Origin of the sequence: Collinsella sp. LCP19S3_D5 (assembly GCF_052121415.1) — a bacterium.
In the GTDB taxonomy this organism is placed as follows: domain Bacteria; phylum Actinomycetota; class Coriobacteriia; order Coriobacteriales; family Coriobacteriaceae; genus Collinsella.
On record NZ_JBQKEH010000001.1, the window covers coordinates 67,798 to 84,333 of the forward strand.

15 protein-coding genes are annotated in these 16,536 nt (G+C 59.7%); 12 read left to right on the forward strand and 3 right to left on the reverse strand.

Annotated elements, in window-relative coordinates; translation table 11 throughout:
* The first annotated feature begins 115 nt into the window (after positions 1–115).
* Genes pyrH through ACTQXO_RS00355 form a run of 8 tightly spaced genes read left to right on the forward strand, consistent with a single transcriptional unit; the run spans position 116 to position 8,467 of the window.
* Complete coding sequence (pyrH, locus tag ACTQXO_RS00320; protein ID WP_154516255.1) at positions 116–838, forward strand: UMP kinase; 723 nt, start codon at positions 116–118, stop codon at positions 836–838.
* A gap of 2 nt (positions 839–840) precedes the next feature.
* Positions 841–1,377, forward strand: coding sequence for a ribosome recycling factor (frr, locus tag ACTQXO_RS00325; RefSeq protein ID WP_006236112.1), 537 nt, complete (start codon positions 841–843; stop codon positions 1,375–1,377).
* A 1-nt stretch (position 1,378) separates the two neighbouring features.
* On the forward strand, positions 1,379–2,173 hold the full coding sequence (locus tag ACTQXO_RS00330) for an isoprenyl transferase (RefSeq protein WP_441041581.1): 795 nt from the start codon (positions 1,379–1,381) through the stop codon (positions 2,171–2,173).
* Between the two features lie 2 nt (positions 2,174–2,175).
* Complete coding sequence (locus tag ACTQXO_RS00335) at positions 2,176–3,075, forward strand: phosphatidate cytidylyltransferase (protein ID WP_370450594.1); 900 nt, start codon at positions 2,176–2,178, stop codon at positions 3,073–3,075.
* Positions 3,075–4,262: a 1-deoxy-D-xylulose-5-phosphate reductoisomerase gene (gene dxr / locus ACTQXO_RS00340; protein WP_441545353.1), complete on the forward strand. Its 1,188-nt coding sequence runs from the start codon at positions 3,075–3,077 to the stop codon at positions 4,260–4,262. Before ACTQXO_RS00335 ends, dxr begins: the two co-directional genes overlap by 1 nt.
* 25 nt (positions 4,263–4,287) lie before the next feature.
* Positions 4,288–5,649: a M50 family metallopeptidase gene (locus ACTQXO_RS00345; RefSeq protein ID WP_441545354.1), complete on the forward strand. Its 1,362-nt coding sequence runs from the start codon at positions 4,288–4,290 to the stop codon at positions 5,647–5,649.
* 13 nt (positions 5,650–5,662) lie between these two features.
* Positions 5,663–6,745 carry a flavodoxin-dependent (E)-4-hydroxy-3-methylbut-2-enyl-diphosphate synthase gene (gene ispG / locus ACTQXO_RS00350; RefSeq protein WP_441537010.1) on the forward strand — a complete coding sequence of 361 codons (1,083 nt, stop codon included), beginning with the start codon at positions 5,663–5,665 and terminating at the stop codon, positions 6,743–6,745.
* Positions 6,746–6,757: 12 nt separating this feature from the next.
* Complete coding sequence (locus ACTQXO_RS00355; RefSeq protein WP_441545369.1) at positions 6,758–8,467, forward strand: proline--tRNA ligase; 1,710 nt, start codon at positions 6,758–6,760, stop codon at positions 8,465–8,467.
* A gap of 173 nt (positions 8,468–8,640) precedes the next feature.
* On the opposite strand, the gene ACTQXO_RS00360 is transcribed toward ACTQXO_RS00355, so the two are convergent.
* Positions 8,641–9,405, reverse strand: a complete 765-nt coding sequence (locus ACTQXO_RS00360) for an aminoglycoside phosphotransferase family protein (protein WP_154516259.1) — start codon at positions 9,403–9,405, stop codon at positions 8,641–8,643.
* Between the two features lie 87 nt (positions 9,406–9,492).
* On the reverse strand, positions 9,493–12,141 hold the full coding sequence (adhE, locus tag ACTQXO_RS00365) for a bifunctional acetaldehyde-CoA/alcohol dehydrogenase (RefSeq protein ID WP_441545355.1): 2,649 nt from the start codon (positions 12,139–12,141) through the stop codon (positions 9,493–9,495).
* A 232-nt stretch (positions 12,142–12,373) separates the two neighbouring features.
* Between adhE and ACTQXO_RS00370 the strand changes: the two genes are divergently transcribed.
* Positions 12,374–12,817, forward strand: coding sequence for a hypothetical protein (locus ACTQXO_RS00370; RefSeq protein WP_441545356.1), 444 nt, complete (start codon positions 12,374–12,376; stop codon positions 12,815–12,817).
* Positions 12,818–13,013: 196 nt separating this feature from the next.
* Here the strand turns inward: ACTQXO_RS00370 and rpmB are convergent, their stop codons facing one another.
* Positions 13,014–13,202: a 50S ribosomal protein L28 gene (gene rpmB / locus ACTQXO_RS00375; RefSeq protein ID WP_022094725.1), complete on the reverse strand. Its 189-nt coding sequence runs from the start codon at positions 13,200–13,202 to the stop codon at positions 13,014–13,016.
* A 450-nt stretch (positions 13,203–13,652) separates the two neighbouring features.
* Here rpmB and pyrR point away from each other — a divergent pair, with 450 nt between their 5' ends.
* Genes pyrR through ACTQXO_RS00390 form a run of 3 tightly spaced genes read left to right on the forward strand, consistent with a single transcriptional unit; the run spans position 13,653 to position 16,459 of the window.
* Positions 13,653–14,237 (forward strand): bifunctional pyr operon transcriptional regulator/uracil phosphoribosyltransferase PyrR, encoded by a 585-nt coding sequence (gene pyrR / locus ACTQXO_RS00380; protein WP_138374176.1) that lies wholly within the window; start codon positions 13,653–13,655, stop codon positions 14,235–14,237.
* Between the two features lie 4 nt (positions 14,238–14,241).
* Complete coding sequence (locus tag ACTQXO_RS00385; RefSeq protein WP_035138537.1) at positions 14,242–15,186, forward strand: aspartate carbamoyltransferase catalytic subunit; 945 nt, start codon at positions 14,242–14,244, stop codon at positions 15,184–15,186.
* Complete coding sequence (locus ACTQXO_RS00390) at positions 15,170–16,459, forward strand: dihydroorotase (protein ID WP_427717534.1); 1,290 nt, start codon at positions 15,170–15,172, stop codon at positions 16,457–16,459. The genes ACTQXO_RS00385 and ACTQXO_RS00390 overlap by 17 nt, the downstream gene beginning before the upstream one ends.
* Positions 16,460–16,536 lie beyond the last annotated feature (77 nt).

Consider the following 16,536-nt stretch of genomic DNA (forward strand, 5'->3'; position numbering starts at 1 on the left):
AAGCTCTTGTAGCTGGTAATGAGCAGGCTGTGGGTTTTACTCACAGCCTGCTTTTTCATGGCTCCAAGCAGAGCCTTTGATATCATATTGAGAGTCAAATTAAAGGAGGATCGCTTTGTCCGACATCCGATATAAACGCGTGCTTCTGAAGCTTTCCGGCGAAGCACTGATGGGCGATGGCCACTATGGCATCGACCCCAAGATTACCGACCATCTTGCCAAGCAGGTCAAGGAGCTGCTCGCCGTTGGCCATGAGGTCGGCATCGTTGTCGGCGGCGGCAATATTTTCCGCGGCATGGCTGGAGCTGCCGGCGGTATGGAGCGTGCTCAGGCCGATTACATGGGCATGCTTGCAACCGTTATGAACGCGCTCGCCCTGCAGGATGCCTTCGAGCATAACGATGTTCCTTGCCGCGTTATGAGTGCCATCCAGATGAACGAGATTTGCGAGCCCTATATTCGTCGTCGCGCCATCAATCACCTCTCCAAGGGCAATGTCGTTATCTTCGCAGCCGGCTCGGGCAATCCGTACTTTACGACTGACACCGCCGCGGCCCTTCGCGCCTGCGAGATCGGTGCGGAGATTCTGATTAAGGCCACCAAGGTCGACGGTATCTACGACAAGGATCCCGTCAAGTGCGCCGATGCTGTCCGCTTTGACAAGATCACCTATCACGAGGTGCTCGTCCGCGGCCTGCAGGTTATGGATTCCACGGCTACGGCCCTGTGCCAGGATAACCGTATGCCCATTTTGGTCCTCAACATCGATGGCGAGGACAACGTCAAGCGCGCGCTTTCGGGTGAGCCCGTCGGCACGCTCGTCTATCAGGAGGATTAAGCATGGCAGAGAACATCACCGCCCACATGGACAAGTCGCTCGAGTCCCTCAAGCATAACTTCTCCAAGGTCCGTACCGGCCGAGCCAACGCTAACATTCTGTCCGACATCACCGTCGATTATTACGGTGTTCCCACGCCGGTCACGCAGGTTGCCGCCGTAAAGACCCCCGAGGCCCACATGCTGCTCATCGAGCCGTGGGATAAGGCGCTTATCAACGCCATCGTCAAGGCCATCGGCGCTTCCGATCTGGGTATTACCCCCAACTCCGATGGCACCGTTGTTCGTCTTCCGTTCCCGGCTCCCACCGAGGAGCGCCGTCGCGAGCTCGTCAAGGAGTGCCGCGAGTACGCCGAGCAGGCCAAGGTGTCTATCCGTAACATCCGTCGCGACTTTAACAACAAGCTCGAGCGCGATGAGGAGCTCACCGAGGACGACGTCCGCCGTGAGCAGGCCAAGGTGCAGAAGCATACCGACGAGTATGTCGCCAAGGTCGAGGAGCTTCTGAAGGAAAAAGAAGCCGAGGTCATGGAGATCTAAGGTGCAATACGACGAGAACAAACTGGTCGAGTACTTTGCCGACGCCCCTGCGGGCGTCGGTTTTTCCGACCTTGACCTCAATAACATTCCGCGCCATATCTCGTGCATCATGGACGGCAACGGTCGCTGGGCTACGGCGCGAGGTCTTGCCCGTACCGAGGGTCACAAGGCGGGTATCGTCTCCCTTCGTGAGATCATTACCGCCTGCGTGCGTCTGGGCGTCGACGTGCTTTCCGCCTATGCGTTTTCAACCGAAAACTGGAACCGCCCGCAGCATGAGGTTAACGTCTTGATGCATCTGTTTGCCAAGACGTTTATCGATGAGCTGCCGCTTCTGAAGCGCGAAAACGTCCGTGTTGTCTTTTTGGGTGATATTTCCGCGCTGCCCAAGAAGACCCGCGACGTTTTTGAATGCGGTCTTGCCGAGTGCGCTGATCACACCGGTATGACGCTGGCGCTTGCCGTCAACTACGGCGCTCGTGCCGAGATTACCCGCGCCGCCCGTCAGCTTGCGCTCGATGCCGCCGCCGGCAAGATCGACCCTGCTGCTATCGACGATGATATGGTTGCTTCGCACCTGTACACCGCCGGTCTTCCCGATCCCGAGCTGGTCATTCGCACCTCTGGTGAGCTTCGCCTTTCGAACTATCTGCTGTGGCAGGTGGCTTATTCCGAGTTCTATGTCACCGATACCTATTGGCCTGACTTTGATCGTTGGGGCCTTGTTGACGCCATTTTGGCCTATCAGGGCCGTGACCGTAGGTTTGGTGGACTGAGCAAGACCGAGGAGGCTTAATCGTGTCCGATCGTCCCAAGGCATCTGCTCCCAAGACGCCTGCGCGCAAAGCTGCCACTGCGGGAGCGCCTGCAGCGAAGAGCGGCACCGGTTCGTGGCTTGCGGGCTTTATTACCCGTGCCGCCGCCGGTATCGTCTATGCCGTCGTCTTTATCCTGTGCCTGGTTTTGGGTATCGTGCCCACCGCTATTTTTGTCTCTGTCATGAGCGGGCTTTGCTGCTTTGAGTTTTTCCGTATGACGAGGCTCGATGGCAAGGTCGCCAACGAGCACCTGGGCATTATTGCCGCCGTGCTCTTTCCGTTATCGGCGCTTGGCGATTCGCTTTTGCTGAACGCCCTGCTTTTTGCACTGATGCTCGCGGTGGGCATTTGGTATGTTTGGTCGCCGCGTACCCGCATCTCTGATGTGGCCGTGACGCTCATGGGTCCCATCTACACAGGCTTTATGCTGTCGGCTATTGTGCTGCTGCGCGATGCCGTGCCCGGTTTTGCCGGCGCCCTGCTTTCAGTGGGTGTTTGCGCGTCCCTTTGGGTCTCCGATTCGTTTGCCTACATCGTGGGCAGTCGTATCGGCAAACACAAGATGGTCCCCAAGATCTCTCCCAAAAAGAGCTGGGAGGGCTTTGTCGGCGGCATTCTGGGCTCGGTTCTCATCTGGCTCATTTTGTGGGTGACGCATCTCTATAAGCTGAGCTTGCCCTATGCTCTGCTTTGTGGCGTGGTTGTGTCCATCCTGGGCGTTATCGGCGACCTTATCGAGTCGCGCATCAAGCGCGGTGTGGGCGTCAAGGATTCCGGTAACCTTATCCCGGGCCACGGCGGCATGCTCGATCGTAGCGACTCGCTTATCTTCGGCTGCATCACCGCGCAGCTGATGCTGATGATCGGAGGCGTGCTGTAATGTCCTTCCAGACGACCTATGGCTCCGATGGACGTCTCCGTGTTGCCATCCTGGGCTGTACGGGCTCTATCGGCACCCAGGCGCTCGATGTTTGCCGTCAGCATGCCGATCGTCTGCAGGTGACGGCGCTTTCCGTTCATTCCAGCACCTCCGAGCTCGTTGCCGCTGCCCGCGAGTTCTCGGTTCCGGCGGTTGCCGTGGCCGATGTCGCTCATGGCGATGACGCCGTGCTGCAGGAGTTGCCCGAGGGAACGGAGCTCGGCGTTGGTGCGCAAGCGGTTTGCGAGCTCGCGCGTCGCGACGATGTTGACTGCGTGCTTGTCGCTATTGTGGGCGCCGCCGGTCTCGAGGCAAGCCATGCTGCCTTGATTTCGAATAAGCGCCTTGCCCTTGCCAATAAGGAGTCGCTCGTTGTTGGCGGTGACCTGCTGATGCCGTTGGCTCAGCCCGGTCAGCTTATCCCGGTCGATTCCGAGCACTCTGCAATTTACCAATGCTATCTGGGTGAGAATCCGCGCGAGGCCCATTGTATTTGGCTTACCTGTTCGGGCGGTCCGTTCTTTGGCCGTTCGCGCGAGGAACTCGACCGTGTGACGCGCGCCGATGCCCTGGCGCACCCTACGTGGGCTATGGGTGCCAAGATCACGATTGACTCGGCTACCCTCATGAACAAGGGCCTGGAGCGTATCGAGGCGATGCACTTGTTCGGTTGCGACCTCGACTTTATCAACGTGGTCGTTCAGCGCCAGTCAAAGATCCATTCGATGGTCGAGTTTGCCGACGGCTCCGTGATGGCGCATCTCGGGGCATCTGACATGCGCATTCCCATCCAGTTTGCCTTCTCGTATCCCGAGCGCTGGGATACTCCGGCTCCGCGCATCGATTTCCGCGAGTTGGGTCAGCTTACCTTTGATGCGGCCGACATGGATACGTTCCGCTGCCTGGCGCTGGCCGAGCGTGCGGGCAAGACGGGCGGCACCATGCCGTGCGTGCTCAATGCCGCCAACGAGGTCGCCGTCGATGCCTTCCTGCATGATGGCTGCAGTTTTACCGATATCGATCGCATCGTGGAATCCTGTATGGATGCGCATGATGCGCAGACGGTCGATTCGTTTGAACAGCTTCGCGGTATCGATGCGTGGGCGCGTGAAAAGGCCGCGCAAGTGCTCGCCGCAACCCGTTCTTAACCCATAAGGATTGCTTTTTCGTTTTATGGAAACTGTTCTGAGCGTTCTCTCATCGGTCTTTTGGGGCCTGCTGATGCTTTCCGTCCTCGTGTTTTTGCACGAGGGCGGCCACTTTTTGGCGGCGCGTGCTTGCGGCGTCCGGGTGACTGAGTTCTTTTTGGGCCTGCCGTGTCGCTTTGATATCCATCATACGTCGCGTCGCATCGGCACCAAGTTTGGCGTGACCCCGCTGTTGCTGGGTGGGTATGCTGCCATCTGTGGCATGGATCCGACCGATGTCTCGTGTGCCGATCGCGTGCTTGCCGCCATCTATCGCCACGGCCGTGTGACGGTGGCCGATCTTGCCGTCGAGCTTGAGCTGTCCGAGGAGGATGTGCTCGAGGCCTGTGCTTTGCTGCTGGGTTGGGGCTCCATAGCTCCTTGGTATGAAGAAGGAGAAAAGCCTTCGCCTGGTTACTATCCCACCAAGTACCAGACCCTGCCGCGTGATGCGGCGGGTTATACCACCTTTGACGGCCGTCGGTTCGATCGCGAGCACGCGACTGCCGAGGGCGATGTATGGGAACTGCCGTGCGGCGAGGCCGAATTCCTTGCACGCGAGCGCTCGCACACCTATTTGGGTCAGGGCTTTGTCAAGCGTGCCTTTATGCTGCTTGCGGGCATTATCGTCAATATCCTGACGGGCTTTTTGCTCCTTATGAGCATCTATTCCATCGCGGGTGTCACGGTGCCGGTGGACACCAATGTGATCGGCCAGGTTGACGAAGGCTCGATTGCCTCCGCGGCGGGAATCGAGGATGGCGACGCGATTCTTTCGGTCGACGGAGTATCGTGCTCTACCTGGATGGACGTTTACGATGCCATTGGCAAGGCTGCCGGTAAGGACGATATCGCCATTGAGTACGAGCGTGACGGCAAGAAGCATTCGACCACGGTTGCGCTCAAAGAGGACGAACGCCTAGGTGTGTATGTCTCTACGCAGGTGGTCCGTTTAGACTCTATCACGTCGGCTCGCCTGTCGTTCTCCTATGTCGTGCAGACAGCGCAGGGCGTGATGCGCCTGCTCCAGCCTCAGCATACGATGGAGATTCTCGATCAGTCCTCTTCGATCGTGGGTATTAGCGTTATGTCCTCACAAGCTGCTGCTGCCGGCCCTGCCACGTTCCTTTCGTTTGCCGCCCTCATTTCGTTCTCGCTTGGCTTTATGAACCTGCTGCCCATCCCGCCACTCGATGGCGGCAAGTTGGTCATCGAGATCATTCAAAAGATTGCGGGCCGCGAGCTTCCGCTCAAGGTCCAGACGATTGTGAGCTATGTGGGCATCGCGCTCTTTGCGCTGCTGTTTGTCTATATGCTTCGTTCCGACATCCTTCGATTTATTCTGTAGGGGAGTGTTTGGATTGTCTTTATCCCATCCTTTGCCTCACGAGTTGACGCGCCCCGTGCATGTGGGCGGCGTGCAGATCGGTGGAGGCGCGCCGGTGGTGGTCCAATCTATGACCTGCACTGATACCGCTGATGCCCAGGCAACGCTTGCGCAAGTGTGCGCGTTGGCGCAGGCTGGCTGCGATATCGTGCGCGTGAGCGTGCCCACCGAGGCCGCACTTGAGGGTTTCCGCACCATCTGTGCCGAGTCTCCGGTGCCGATCGTTGCCGATATCCACTTTAACCATAAGCTCGCCATTGGTGCCGTTGAGGCCGGTGCTGCCAAGCTGCGCATCAATCCCGGCAATATCGGCGATTGGGCCAAGGTTGACGCGGTGATCGATGCTGCGGGTGCCGCGGGCTGTGCGATTCGTATCGGCGTCAATGCTGGTTCGCTTGAGCAGGATATCGCTGAGCGCGACGACCTCACGCAGCCCGAAAAGCTCGTGATGTCGAGCGAACGTTTCGTCAAGCATTTTGAAGACCGCGGCTTTACGAACATTGTGCTTTCGGCCAAGGCCCATAGTGTGCAAACGACGCTCGACACCTATCGTGCCCTGTCGCGTGAGATTCCCCACGTTCCGCTCCACCTGGGCGTAACCGAGGCGGGTACCAAGCTGCAGGGCACCATCAAGAGCTCGGTGGGCCTTGGAATCCTGCTGTCCGAGGGAATCGGTGACACCATGCGCGTTTCGCTCACGGCCGATCCGGTTGAGGAGCCGCCGGTCGCCTGGGGAATTTTGCAGTCGCTGGGCCTTCGTCGCCGCGGCCCCGAGATTGTCTCGTGCCCCACGTGCGCCCGCTGTCAGGTTAACCTGATCGCAATCGCCGAGGAAGTAACCGAGCGGCTTAAGAACTATGCCGCGCCGCTTTCGATTGCCGTCATGGGATGTGCCGTCAATGGCCCCGGTGAGGCTTCTGATGCCGACCTGGGCGTTGCTTGCGGACGTGGTCAGGGCCTGCTCTTTTCGCACGGCCAGATCATTGGTAAAGTAGCGGAGGACCAAATTGTCGACGCGCTTATGGCCGAGGTCGACAAGCTTATTGAGGAGAAATAAATGACCCGAGCAATGTATATGTCTAAGCTGTATGCTCCGACGCTCAAAGAGGATCCGGCCGACGCTGAGCTTGCGAGCCATCGCCTGCTGCTCCGTGCCGGTATGATCCGCAAGGAGGCCGCCGGTCTCTATTCCTATCTGCCGCTCGCGTGGCGCTCGATTCGCAAGATTGAGAACATCGTGCGCGACGAGATGGACGCCGCCGGCGCCCAGGAGCTCATGATGCCCATCATGGTCGATGCCGAGCTGTGGCGTGAGTCCGGCCGTATCGATGCCTATGGCAAGGAGCTCGTGCGCTTTGATGACCGCCACGGCCGCGAGTTCGTGCTCGGCCCTACGCACGAGGAGACCGTGACTGCCCTGGTGCGCAACGAGCTGCGTTCATACAAGCAACTGCCGGTGAATCTCTATCACATCCAGGACAAGTTCCGCGACGAGTTCCGTCCCCGCTTTGGCCTGATGCGCGGTCGCGAGTTCATCATGAAAGACGCCTACAGCTTTTCTGCCACGCAGGAGAGCCTGCAGGAGGAGTACGACAAGATGAAGCAGGCCTACGCCAATATCTGCGAGCGCTGCTACATTAAGGCCCTGCCCGTCGTCGCCGATTCCGGCGAGATCGGTGGCGATACCTCCGTCGAGTTCATGGCGCTGGCAGAGGCCGGCGAGGCTTCGCTGGTCTACTGCGACGATTGTGGCTTTGCTGCCGATGACGAGGCGGCAAGCACCAAGGTCGTTGTGACCGAGGGCCCCGGCGACGGCACACTCGTCAAGGTCGAGACTCCGGGTATGGGCACCATCGAGGCCGTCGCCAAGTTCTTCGGCTTCCCCGAGAACGGTACGCGCAAGTCGCTGGCTCTCATCGACGCCGAGGGCAAGCCGGTTGTGGCCATCGTTCCGGGCGATCATGAGCTCAACGACTGCAAGGCCGAGCATGTCTTTGGCAAGGGCTATCGCATGATGACCGACGAGGAGCTCCAGACCTACGGTCTGCATAAGGGCTTTATAGGACCGGTTAACCTGCCCGAGGGCATTCGTCTGGTCTGCGACGAGAGCCTGCGCGAGTCCAAGCAGTGGGCCTGCGGTGCCAACGAAGTCGACTATCACTTTACCGGTGCCTGCCCCGAGCGCGACTTTACCGTCGACGAGTGGGCCGACCTGGTGACCGTCGTTGCCGGCGACCCTTGCCCGCACTGCGGCAAGCCGCTCTCCGCTGCTCGCGGCATCGAAGTTTCCCAGGTCTTCCAGCTGGGCACCAAGTACTCCGAAGCCATGGGTGCCACCTTTATGGACGAGGACGGCAAGGAGAAGCCGCTTATCATGGGTTGCTACGGCGTGGGCGTTTCCCGTTCGCTCGCTGCCGTCGTGGAGCAGCACAACGACGAGCATGGTATCGTTTGGCCGGTCTCCGTTGCCCCGTACGAGGTTGCGGTGATTCCGCTCGACCCCAAGAAGGAGGAGTGCGCTTCTGTTTGCGATCAAATCGTCGAGGGTCTGTGCGCCGAGGGTATCGAGGTTGTCGTTGACGACCGTGACGAGCGTCCCGGCTTTAAGTTTGCCGACAACGACCTTATGGGCTTCCCTTATCAGGTGGTGCTCGGCAAACGCGGCCTTAAGAACGGCACCGTCGAGCTCAAGGATCGCGCCACGGGCGAGCGCGAGGATGTGGCGATCGATGAGGTTGTCGCCAAGGTGGCTGAGCTTGTGAAAGCAGCACGCCGTTAATCGAGCCCGCTGCGTTTAGTGCACTTGTTAAGCGGCCCTGCGTCTCTCGAGGTAGAGATGCAGGGCCGCTTTTGCGTCTAAGGGACATTTGTTGCTAAAAGGAAAACCCCGCAGCCCATGCGAGCTGCGGGGTTTTCCTTTGTGCCTCCGATGCGAAATAAATCGCTCAGATATTACTGATAATCGACGACGTCGATCCAGTTCTTCAGGAACTCATCGTTCACGTTGCGCTTACGAGCGAGCTCGGAAGCGGCGACGATGCTCGTCCACTGACGCACGACCTGCATGGGCATGTCGGCGCGATCGCAGTAGAGCTCCAGGTAGGCCTCGGCCTGGTCCTTGCTGTTGAGGGCAAAGAGCAGGTAGGTGGTGGCAACGTCGGCAGCAGGGGAGCCCTGGGTGGCGTGTGCCCAGTCGCAGACGTACAGCTGGCCGTCGTCGCCAACGATGACGTTGGAGGGGTTGAAGTCGCCGTGGCAGACCTTGAACTCCTTGGTCATGCCGTCCAGACGCTCCTGAAGGTTGTAGCGCGTGGTGGCATTGAGCTGATCGAGGCTGTCGATCATGCGGGCGAACTTGTCGCGCTGACGGTTGAGCAGCGGGGAGGTGTAGCCGTGGATCTCGATCTGGAGGTCGACGAACATCTCGAGGTACTCACCAAAGCGCTGGGGCTCGGCAGTCATCTTCTCGGCAAGGGTGGTGCCCGGAACCTTCTCGGTCACGAGCGCCCAGCCGTTGGCGTTCTCGAGCTGAGAAACCTCGAGAGCCTTGGGGCTGCGGATGCCGCACTCATTGATGCGGGCAAGATTCAAAGCCTCGTTGAACACGTCGGAGACGGGCTTGGTCTCGTTAAAGACCTTGACGATCTTGTCGCCCAGGTCGTAAACGACTTTGTTGCCGCGACGGACGAGCTCGGTCTTGGATTCGGGGAGCAGCATGATTGCATCCTTTCAACGATGCGATAGAAGCAGCGGCGGGGGCGTGCGTGCGCCCGTACACCCCCGCCGAAATAACCGTGCTAAAAACTAGCAGACGGCGTAGTCCTGGGGCTCGCGGCCATAGTAGGCGTCCAGGTAGAGCTCCTTGATCTCGCTCATGAGCGGGTAGCGCGGGTTAGCGCCGGTGCACTGGTCGTTGAATGCCTGCTCGGTCATCTCGTCGAGGGTGTCGAGGAAGTACTGCTCGTCAACACCGTAGTCGGCGATGGTCTTCTTGACACCGATGAAGTCCTTGAGCTCCTCGAGCTTCGTGATGAAGTTCTCGAAGACCTCCTTGTCGTCCTTGCCCTCGATACCGCAGTACTTGGCCATCTCGGCGTAGTTGTGCAGCGCGTTGGGGTAAGGATACTGGGAGAACGTGCCCATCTTGACGGGGGCCTCGGCGGCGTTGTAGCGCATGACGCGAGTCAGGATGATGGCGTTGGCGATGCCGTGGGGCAGGTGATGGAAGGCACCGAGCTTGTGGGCCATGGAGTGGTTGAGGCCCAGGAAGGCGTTGGCGAAGGCCATACCGGCCATGCAGGAGGCGTTGTGCATCTCCTCGCGGGCATGCGGGTCCTTGGCGCCGTTTTCGAAGCTGGAGGGCAGGTTCTCGAAGACGAGCTTGGCAGCGCGCTCGGAGAGGCCCTTGGTGTAGTCGGAGGCCATGATGGAGACATAGGACTCGATGGCGTGGGTCATGACGTCGATGCCGGAGGCGGCGGTCAGGCCGCGCGGGGCGGTCATGCAGTTGTCGGCGTCAACGATAGCCATGTTGGGGAGCAGCGCGTAGTCAGCGAGCGGCCACTTGATGCCGGTCTCCTTGTCGGTGATGATGGCGAACGGCGTGCACTCGGAACCGGTGCCCGAAGAGGTCGGGACGGCGACGAAGTAGGCCTTCTTGCCCATCTCGGGGAAGGTGAAGATACGCTTGCGGATGTCCATGAAGTCCATGGCCATGTCCTCAAACTTGCACTCGGGGTGCTCGTACATCATCCACATGATCTTGCCGGCGTCCATAGCGGAGCCACCGCCGACGGCGATGATGACGTCCGGCTCAAAGAGAGCCATCTGCTTGGCGCCGCGACGTGCGCACTGCAGCGACGGATCGGGCTCGACGTCGTAGAAGCAGTCGTGGGCGATGCCCATCTCGTCGAGCTTGGCCTCGATGGCGCGGGTGTTGCCATTCTTGAAGAGGAACTGGTCGGTGACGATAAAGGCGCGCTTCTTGCCCATGACGCTGCCCAGCTCGTCGAGAGCGACGGGCGTGGAACCCTTCTTGAAGTAGACCTTCTCGGGAGCGCGGAACCACAGCATGTTCTCACGGCGCTCGGCCACAGTCTTAACGTTGATCAAGTGCTTCACCCCAACGTTCTCGGAGACGGAGTTGCCGCCCCAGGAGCCGCAGCCCAGGGTCAGAGACGGCTTCATGCCAAAGTTGTACAGGTCACCGATGCCGCCGTGCGAGGACGGGGTGTTGATGACGATACGGCAGGCCTTCATGACATGCTCGAACAGGCTGATCTTATCGGCCTGGGCGGGATGCACGTACAGAGAGGCGGTGTGGCCCGGGCCACCGGCGAGTACCATGTGCTCGGCCTTGTCGACGGCCTCCTGGAAGTCCTTGGCGTGATACATGGCCAGGACAGGGGAGAGCTTCTCGTGGGAGAACTCCTCCTTGGCGGGGTCGGTGGAGGTGACCTCGGCGATCAGGATCTTGGTCTTGGCGGGAACCTCGATACCGGCGAGTTCGGCGATCTTGGCGGCAGCCATGCCGGGGATGCGGTGATCGAGAGCGCCGTTCTTGAACATGGCGCCGCGCAGGGCCTCCATCTCGGCACCCTGCTTGACGAAGTAGCAGCCGCGCTTCTGGAATTCGGCCTTAACCTGGTCATAGATGGTGTCGATGACGGTCACGGACTGCTCGGAAGCGCAGATCATGCCGTTGTCGAAGGTCTTGGAGTGGATGATGGAGTTGACGGCGAGCAGCACGTCGGCGGTGTCGTCGATGACGACCGGGGTGTTACCGGCGCCAACGCCCAGGGCGGGCTTGCCCGAGGAGTAGGCGGCCTTGACCATGCCCGGGCCACCGGTGGCGAGGATGATGTCGACATCGCGCATGACCATGTTGGTCAGCTCGATGGAGGGGACATCGACCCAGCCGATGATGCCCTCGGGGGCGCCGGCCTTGACGGCGGCGTCAAGCACGAGCTTGGCGGCGGCGATGGTGCACTTGGCGGCAGCCGGGTGCGGGGAGATGATGATGGCGTTGCGGGTCTTCAGGCTGATCAGCGTCTTGAAGATCGCGGTGGAGGTGGGGTTGGTCGTCGGGATGACGGCGCCCACGATGCCGATGGGCTCAGCGATCTTGGTGATGCCGTAGGCCTCGTCGCGCTCAATGACACCACAGGTCTTGGTGTTCTTGTAAGCGTTGTAGATGTACTCTGCGGCGTAGTGGTTCTTGATGACCTTGTCCTCAAGAACGCCGCGACCGGTCTCCTCGATGGCCATCTTCGCCAACGGGATACGAGCCTTGTTGGCGGCCATGGCGGCCTCGTAGAAGATCTTGTCGACCTGCTCCTGCGTGTACGTAGCAAAAAGCGCCTGGGCCTCTCGCATCTGAGCGAGTTTAGCCTCAAGCGCCTCTACGTTGTCCACAATTGCGGGAGTAGTGTTTTCCGGTGACTTTTTCACCATTTGTGTCTCCTTGCGATCGGAGATTTACCCTACGTGTTGCATGATAGCAAGAAATTATTCGGCGAACGGTAAGATTCCCGTAAAAGGCACACTAAAACGCTTCAACAAGCTGAAGCGTTTTAATTAAAATATCAGCCTGGCATCGGCCCGCTCATTGGGGACAGACTTATATGAGTGCTTTCACTCATTTGGGACAGACATCGTTTTGCCATTTCGCTGTTCTGGACCTGTTATGGCGGTACAGTTGCTCGATTATATCCATCTCAATCCCGTGAAAGGTGCGCTCGACTCACTCGAGGCGTACCGATGGTCAAGCTTCAAGGCCTATCAGCTGGGCTACGATCCCTTTGACATTTGTGATGCGGCCCCTATGCTCGATATTGTCGGAGGCTCCCGTTGCTATTGCGAGCATCTCAAGGAAGCTGCCGGGCGCACTTGGTCGGTGGAGGTTCTTCCACGCCGTCGGATCCCCGATGAGGAGGCCCTTTCCGTTGCGCGCGAAGTCCTGCCGAGCATAGATCCTACGCTGCTTAAGGCCCTGCCACGCCCCGAACGCGATGCCTGCCTGCTGAGGCTCAGGCAGGCACATCTCACGGTCAAGCAAATTGCCCGTATCACCGGTATCGGCGCTACAAGTGTGACCAAGGCCACTGCAGGCTGGAAGGAAGCTGCGTGAGGCAGGGGCCGGAGCTAGTCGGGGCGCCGCAGACACGCATCATGTCTGTCCCCAATGAGTGAAAACACCCATGTAAGTCTGTCCCCAATGAGTGCAAAAAGGCGCCCTCCACAAGAGAGGACGCCTTTGGTAAGTTCTATGTGAACGCGAGGTCTTTGACCCGGAGAGTCCGAGGTACTTGTTGGTAAGACCTTATTTAGGAGCGCGCAACCTTGCCAGACTTAAGGCAGGTGGAGCAAACGTTCATCTTGCGACGGTGACCATCGACGACGACGTAGACACGCTGGATGTTGGGGCGGAACTTACGGTTGGTGACGCGGTGAGAGTGGCTGATGGAGCGACCGGCAACGGGGTGCTTACCGCAAACTTCGCAAACTTTGGACATAACTGACCCTCCTTGGGCGACAAACGAACATGTCGCGTTAACAAACAAGCCTGAACTATAGCACAGAAGCAGCTCCCTGTGCGTAATCTACACAGAGATATTTCTCTTATGGCGATAGTGCCCACGCTACGGCCCTGGACGTAGATCCGATTTGCGTGTAGCAGAGGGGATTATGCCAGCTCGCATCGACGTTTTCAAGCTTGTCCCGCAAATATATATAGGTTTATGGAGCGTTGAGTCCGTTTGCGGATTGCTCCGTATTAATGCTCGCAATTAAGCTCGGGGTTGGCTACACTATCCCTTGACCATTAAAGGGGTACGAGATACCCACATGGATTTATATTGCTGCCATAGAGCAGTCCTTCCTGTGGGTGTCTGGTCCGCTTTGAGCGGTCGGGCATCTATTTTTTTGACTGTATCAGCAGTCAAGACATGTGAGGAAGGAGATCGATGGGCACGACTTCCCCCAAGGCGGTCATCATGGACGAGACCGCCGTCAACCGAGCGATGACCCGCATCGCGCACGAGATTCTCGAGCGCAACGAGGGCTGTGAAGACCTCGCTCTGGTCGGCATCGTCACGCGCGGCGACCTTCTGGCAAAGAAGCTCGCCGAGGCGATCAAGGAGATCGAGGGTGTTGACGTTCCGCTCGGCAGCCTGGACATCAGCTTCTATCGCGATGACTATGCGACTAACTTCGCTCCCGCGATCCACGCTACCAACATTCCCTTCAGCGTCGACGGCAAGCGCGTCGTTTTGGTGGACGACATCCTGTACACGGGCCGCACCATCCGCGCCGCTCTGGACGCCGTTATGGACCTGGGCCGTCCGAGCCGCATCGAGCTGGCAGTTCTCGTTGACCGCGGTCACCGTGAGCTCCCTATCTCGCCGGACTTTGTCGGCAAGAACGTTCCCTCGTCGCACGAGGAGAACGTGCACCTATATATGAAGGAAGTCGACGGCCGTACCGCTGTCGAGATCAACGACGTCGCGCCGGGTTCCCACGTGGGCTCCGCGCCGCTGGGAGGTGAGTAGTACCGTGGCGTTCAATCATAAGCACCTGATCGACATTACCGAGTACTCCGAAGAGGACATCAAGCTCATCCTCGAGACCGCCAAGGCGTTCTCCGAGGTCAACGAGCGTGCCATCAAGAAGGTCCCCACGCTCAAGGGCAAGACCATCGTCAATATGTTCAACGAGCCCTCGACGCGTACCCGCAGCTCCTTCGAGCTTGCCGAGAAGCGTCTTTCGGCCGACAGCCTCAACTTTGGCGGCTCCTCGACCTCCACGGTCAAGGGCGAGAGCCTCGTCGATACCGTCGAGACGCTCAACGCCTACAAGATCGACTGCATCGTCGTGCGCGACAAACATGCCGGTGCTCCCTACATCGTCACGCAGAATTCGCCCGCGAGTGTTATCTGCGCCGGTGACGGTAAGCACAATCACCCCACGCAGGCTCTGCTCGACTTGTACACCATCTGGGAGCACAAGGGTGACTTCCACGGTCTGAAAGTCGCCGTCGTCGGCGACATCGCCCACTCCCGCGTTTGTGGCTCGCTGATTCCCGCGTTGAAGATCATGGGCTGCGAGACCTACGCCGTCGCCCCCGGCACGCTGCTGCCGCCGGCGCCCGAGGTTCTGGGCTGTGACCACGTGACGAGCGACCTCGATTCCGTCCTGCCCGAGCTGGACGTCGTCTACATGCTGCGCGTACAGCAGGAGCGCCTCGAGGGTGCCCCGTTCCCGACCATTCGCGAGTACCACAAGCTCTTCGGCCTGACCAAGGACCGTGAGAAGCTCATGAAGCCCGACGCGATCATTTGCCACCCGGGCCCCATCAACCGCGGCGTCGAGTTCGACTCCTATATGGCCGACCACCCGCAACGCTCCGTCATCCTGGAGCAGGTCTACGCCGGTATCTGCGTGCGTATGGCTATCCTGTATCTGCTGCTTGGAGGTGCCGATAATGGCCTTGCTTCTTAAGAATGCCCACGTCGTCGATCCGTCCGTCGAGCTTGACGGGGTCGTTGACGTCCTGATCGACGGCGACAAGATCGCCGAGGTCGGCGAGAACCTCGCCGCCGAGGGAGCCGAGGTCCGCGACCTTTCCGGTAAGTACCTTGTCCCTGGCCTGGTGGACATGCACGTCCACCTGCGCGAGCCCGGCTACGAGGTCAAAGAGGACATCGAGAGCGGCACCCGCGCAGCTGCCAAGGGCGGCTTCACTGGCGTGTGCGCCATGCCCAACACCGACCCCGTTACCGATAACGGTACCGTTGTTGAGTTCATTAAGTCCCGCGCTGCCGAGGTCGGCCACTGCCGCGTCTATCCTTCTGGCGCCATGACCCGCGGTCTTAAGGGCGAGGCTATGTCCGAGATGGGCGATATGGTCGCCCACGGCGCCGTCGCCTTCACCGACGACGGTCGCGGTGTGCAGGGTGCAGGCATGCTCCGTCGCTGCATGGACTACGGCAAGATGTTCGGCAAGGTCTTCATGAGCCATTGCCAGGACGAGGACCTGGTCGGCCACGGCCAGATCAACGAGGGCAAGGTTTCGACTCGTCTGGCCCTCGAGGGCTGGCCGGCTGCCGGCGAGGAGCTCCAGATCGCCCGCGACATCGAGATCGCCAAACTGACCGGTGCCAAGCTGCACATCCAGCACATCTCCACCGCCCATGGCCTGGAACTCGTGCGTGCCGGCAAGGCCGCTGGCGTTCAGGTTACCTGCGAGGCCACCCCGCATCACATGTTCCTGACCGAGAACGACCTGGACGAGACCTACAACACCTCGCTCAAGGTTAACCCGCCGCTGCGTACCGACGAGGATGCCGAGGCCATCCGCCAGGGCGTCATCGACGGCACCGTCGACGTCATCGTCACCGATCACGCTCCCCACACGCCGTGGGAGAAAGCCCGTGAGTTCGAGCTCGCGCCCTTTGGCATGATCGGCCTCGAGACCTCGCTGTCGCTCGTGCTCACCGAGCTGGTCAACACGGGCAAGATGGGTATGGGCCGCATGGTCGAGCTCATGGCTATTAAGCCGCGTGAGATCCTGGGCCTTGATCAGGTTCAGGTCAAGGCGGGCTCTGTTGCCGACCTGACCGTCTTCGACGCGTCTGTCACCTGGACGGTCGGCGAGGACGGTTACGAGTCGCGCGCCGAGAACTCCGGTTTTGCCGGCCGCACGCTCACCGGTCGTGCCACCGATGTGTTTGTCGGCGGTAAACAGACGCTTGCCGACGGCTGCATCTGCTAGCATAGCCTTATCGCTTTTGCGCGCGGTGCCCTTGCGGTGCCGCGCTTTCTGTTCGTTTGGTCCATGCAACTGCATGG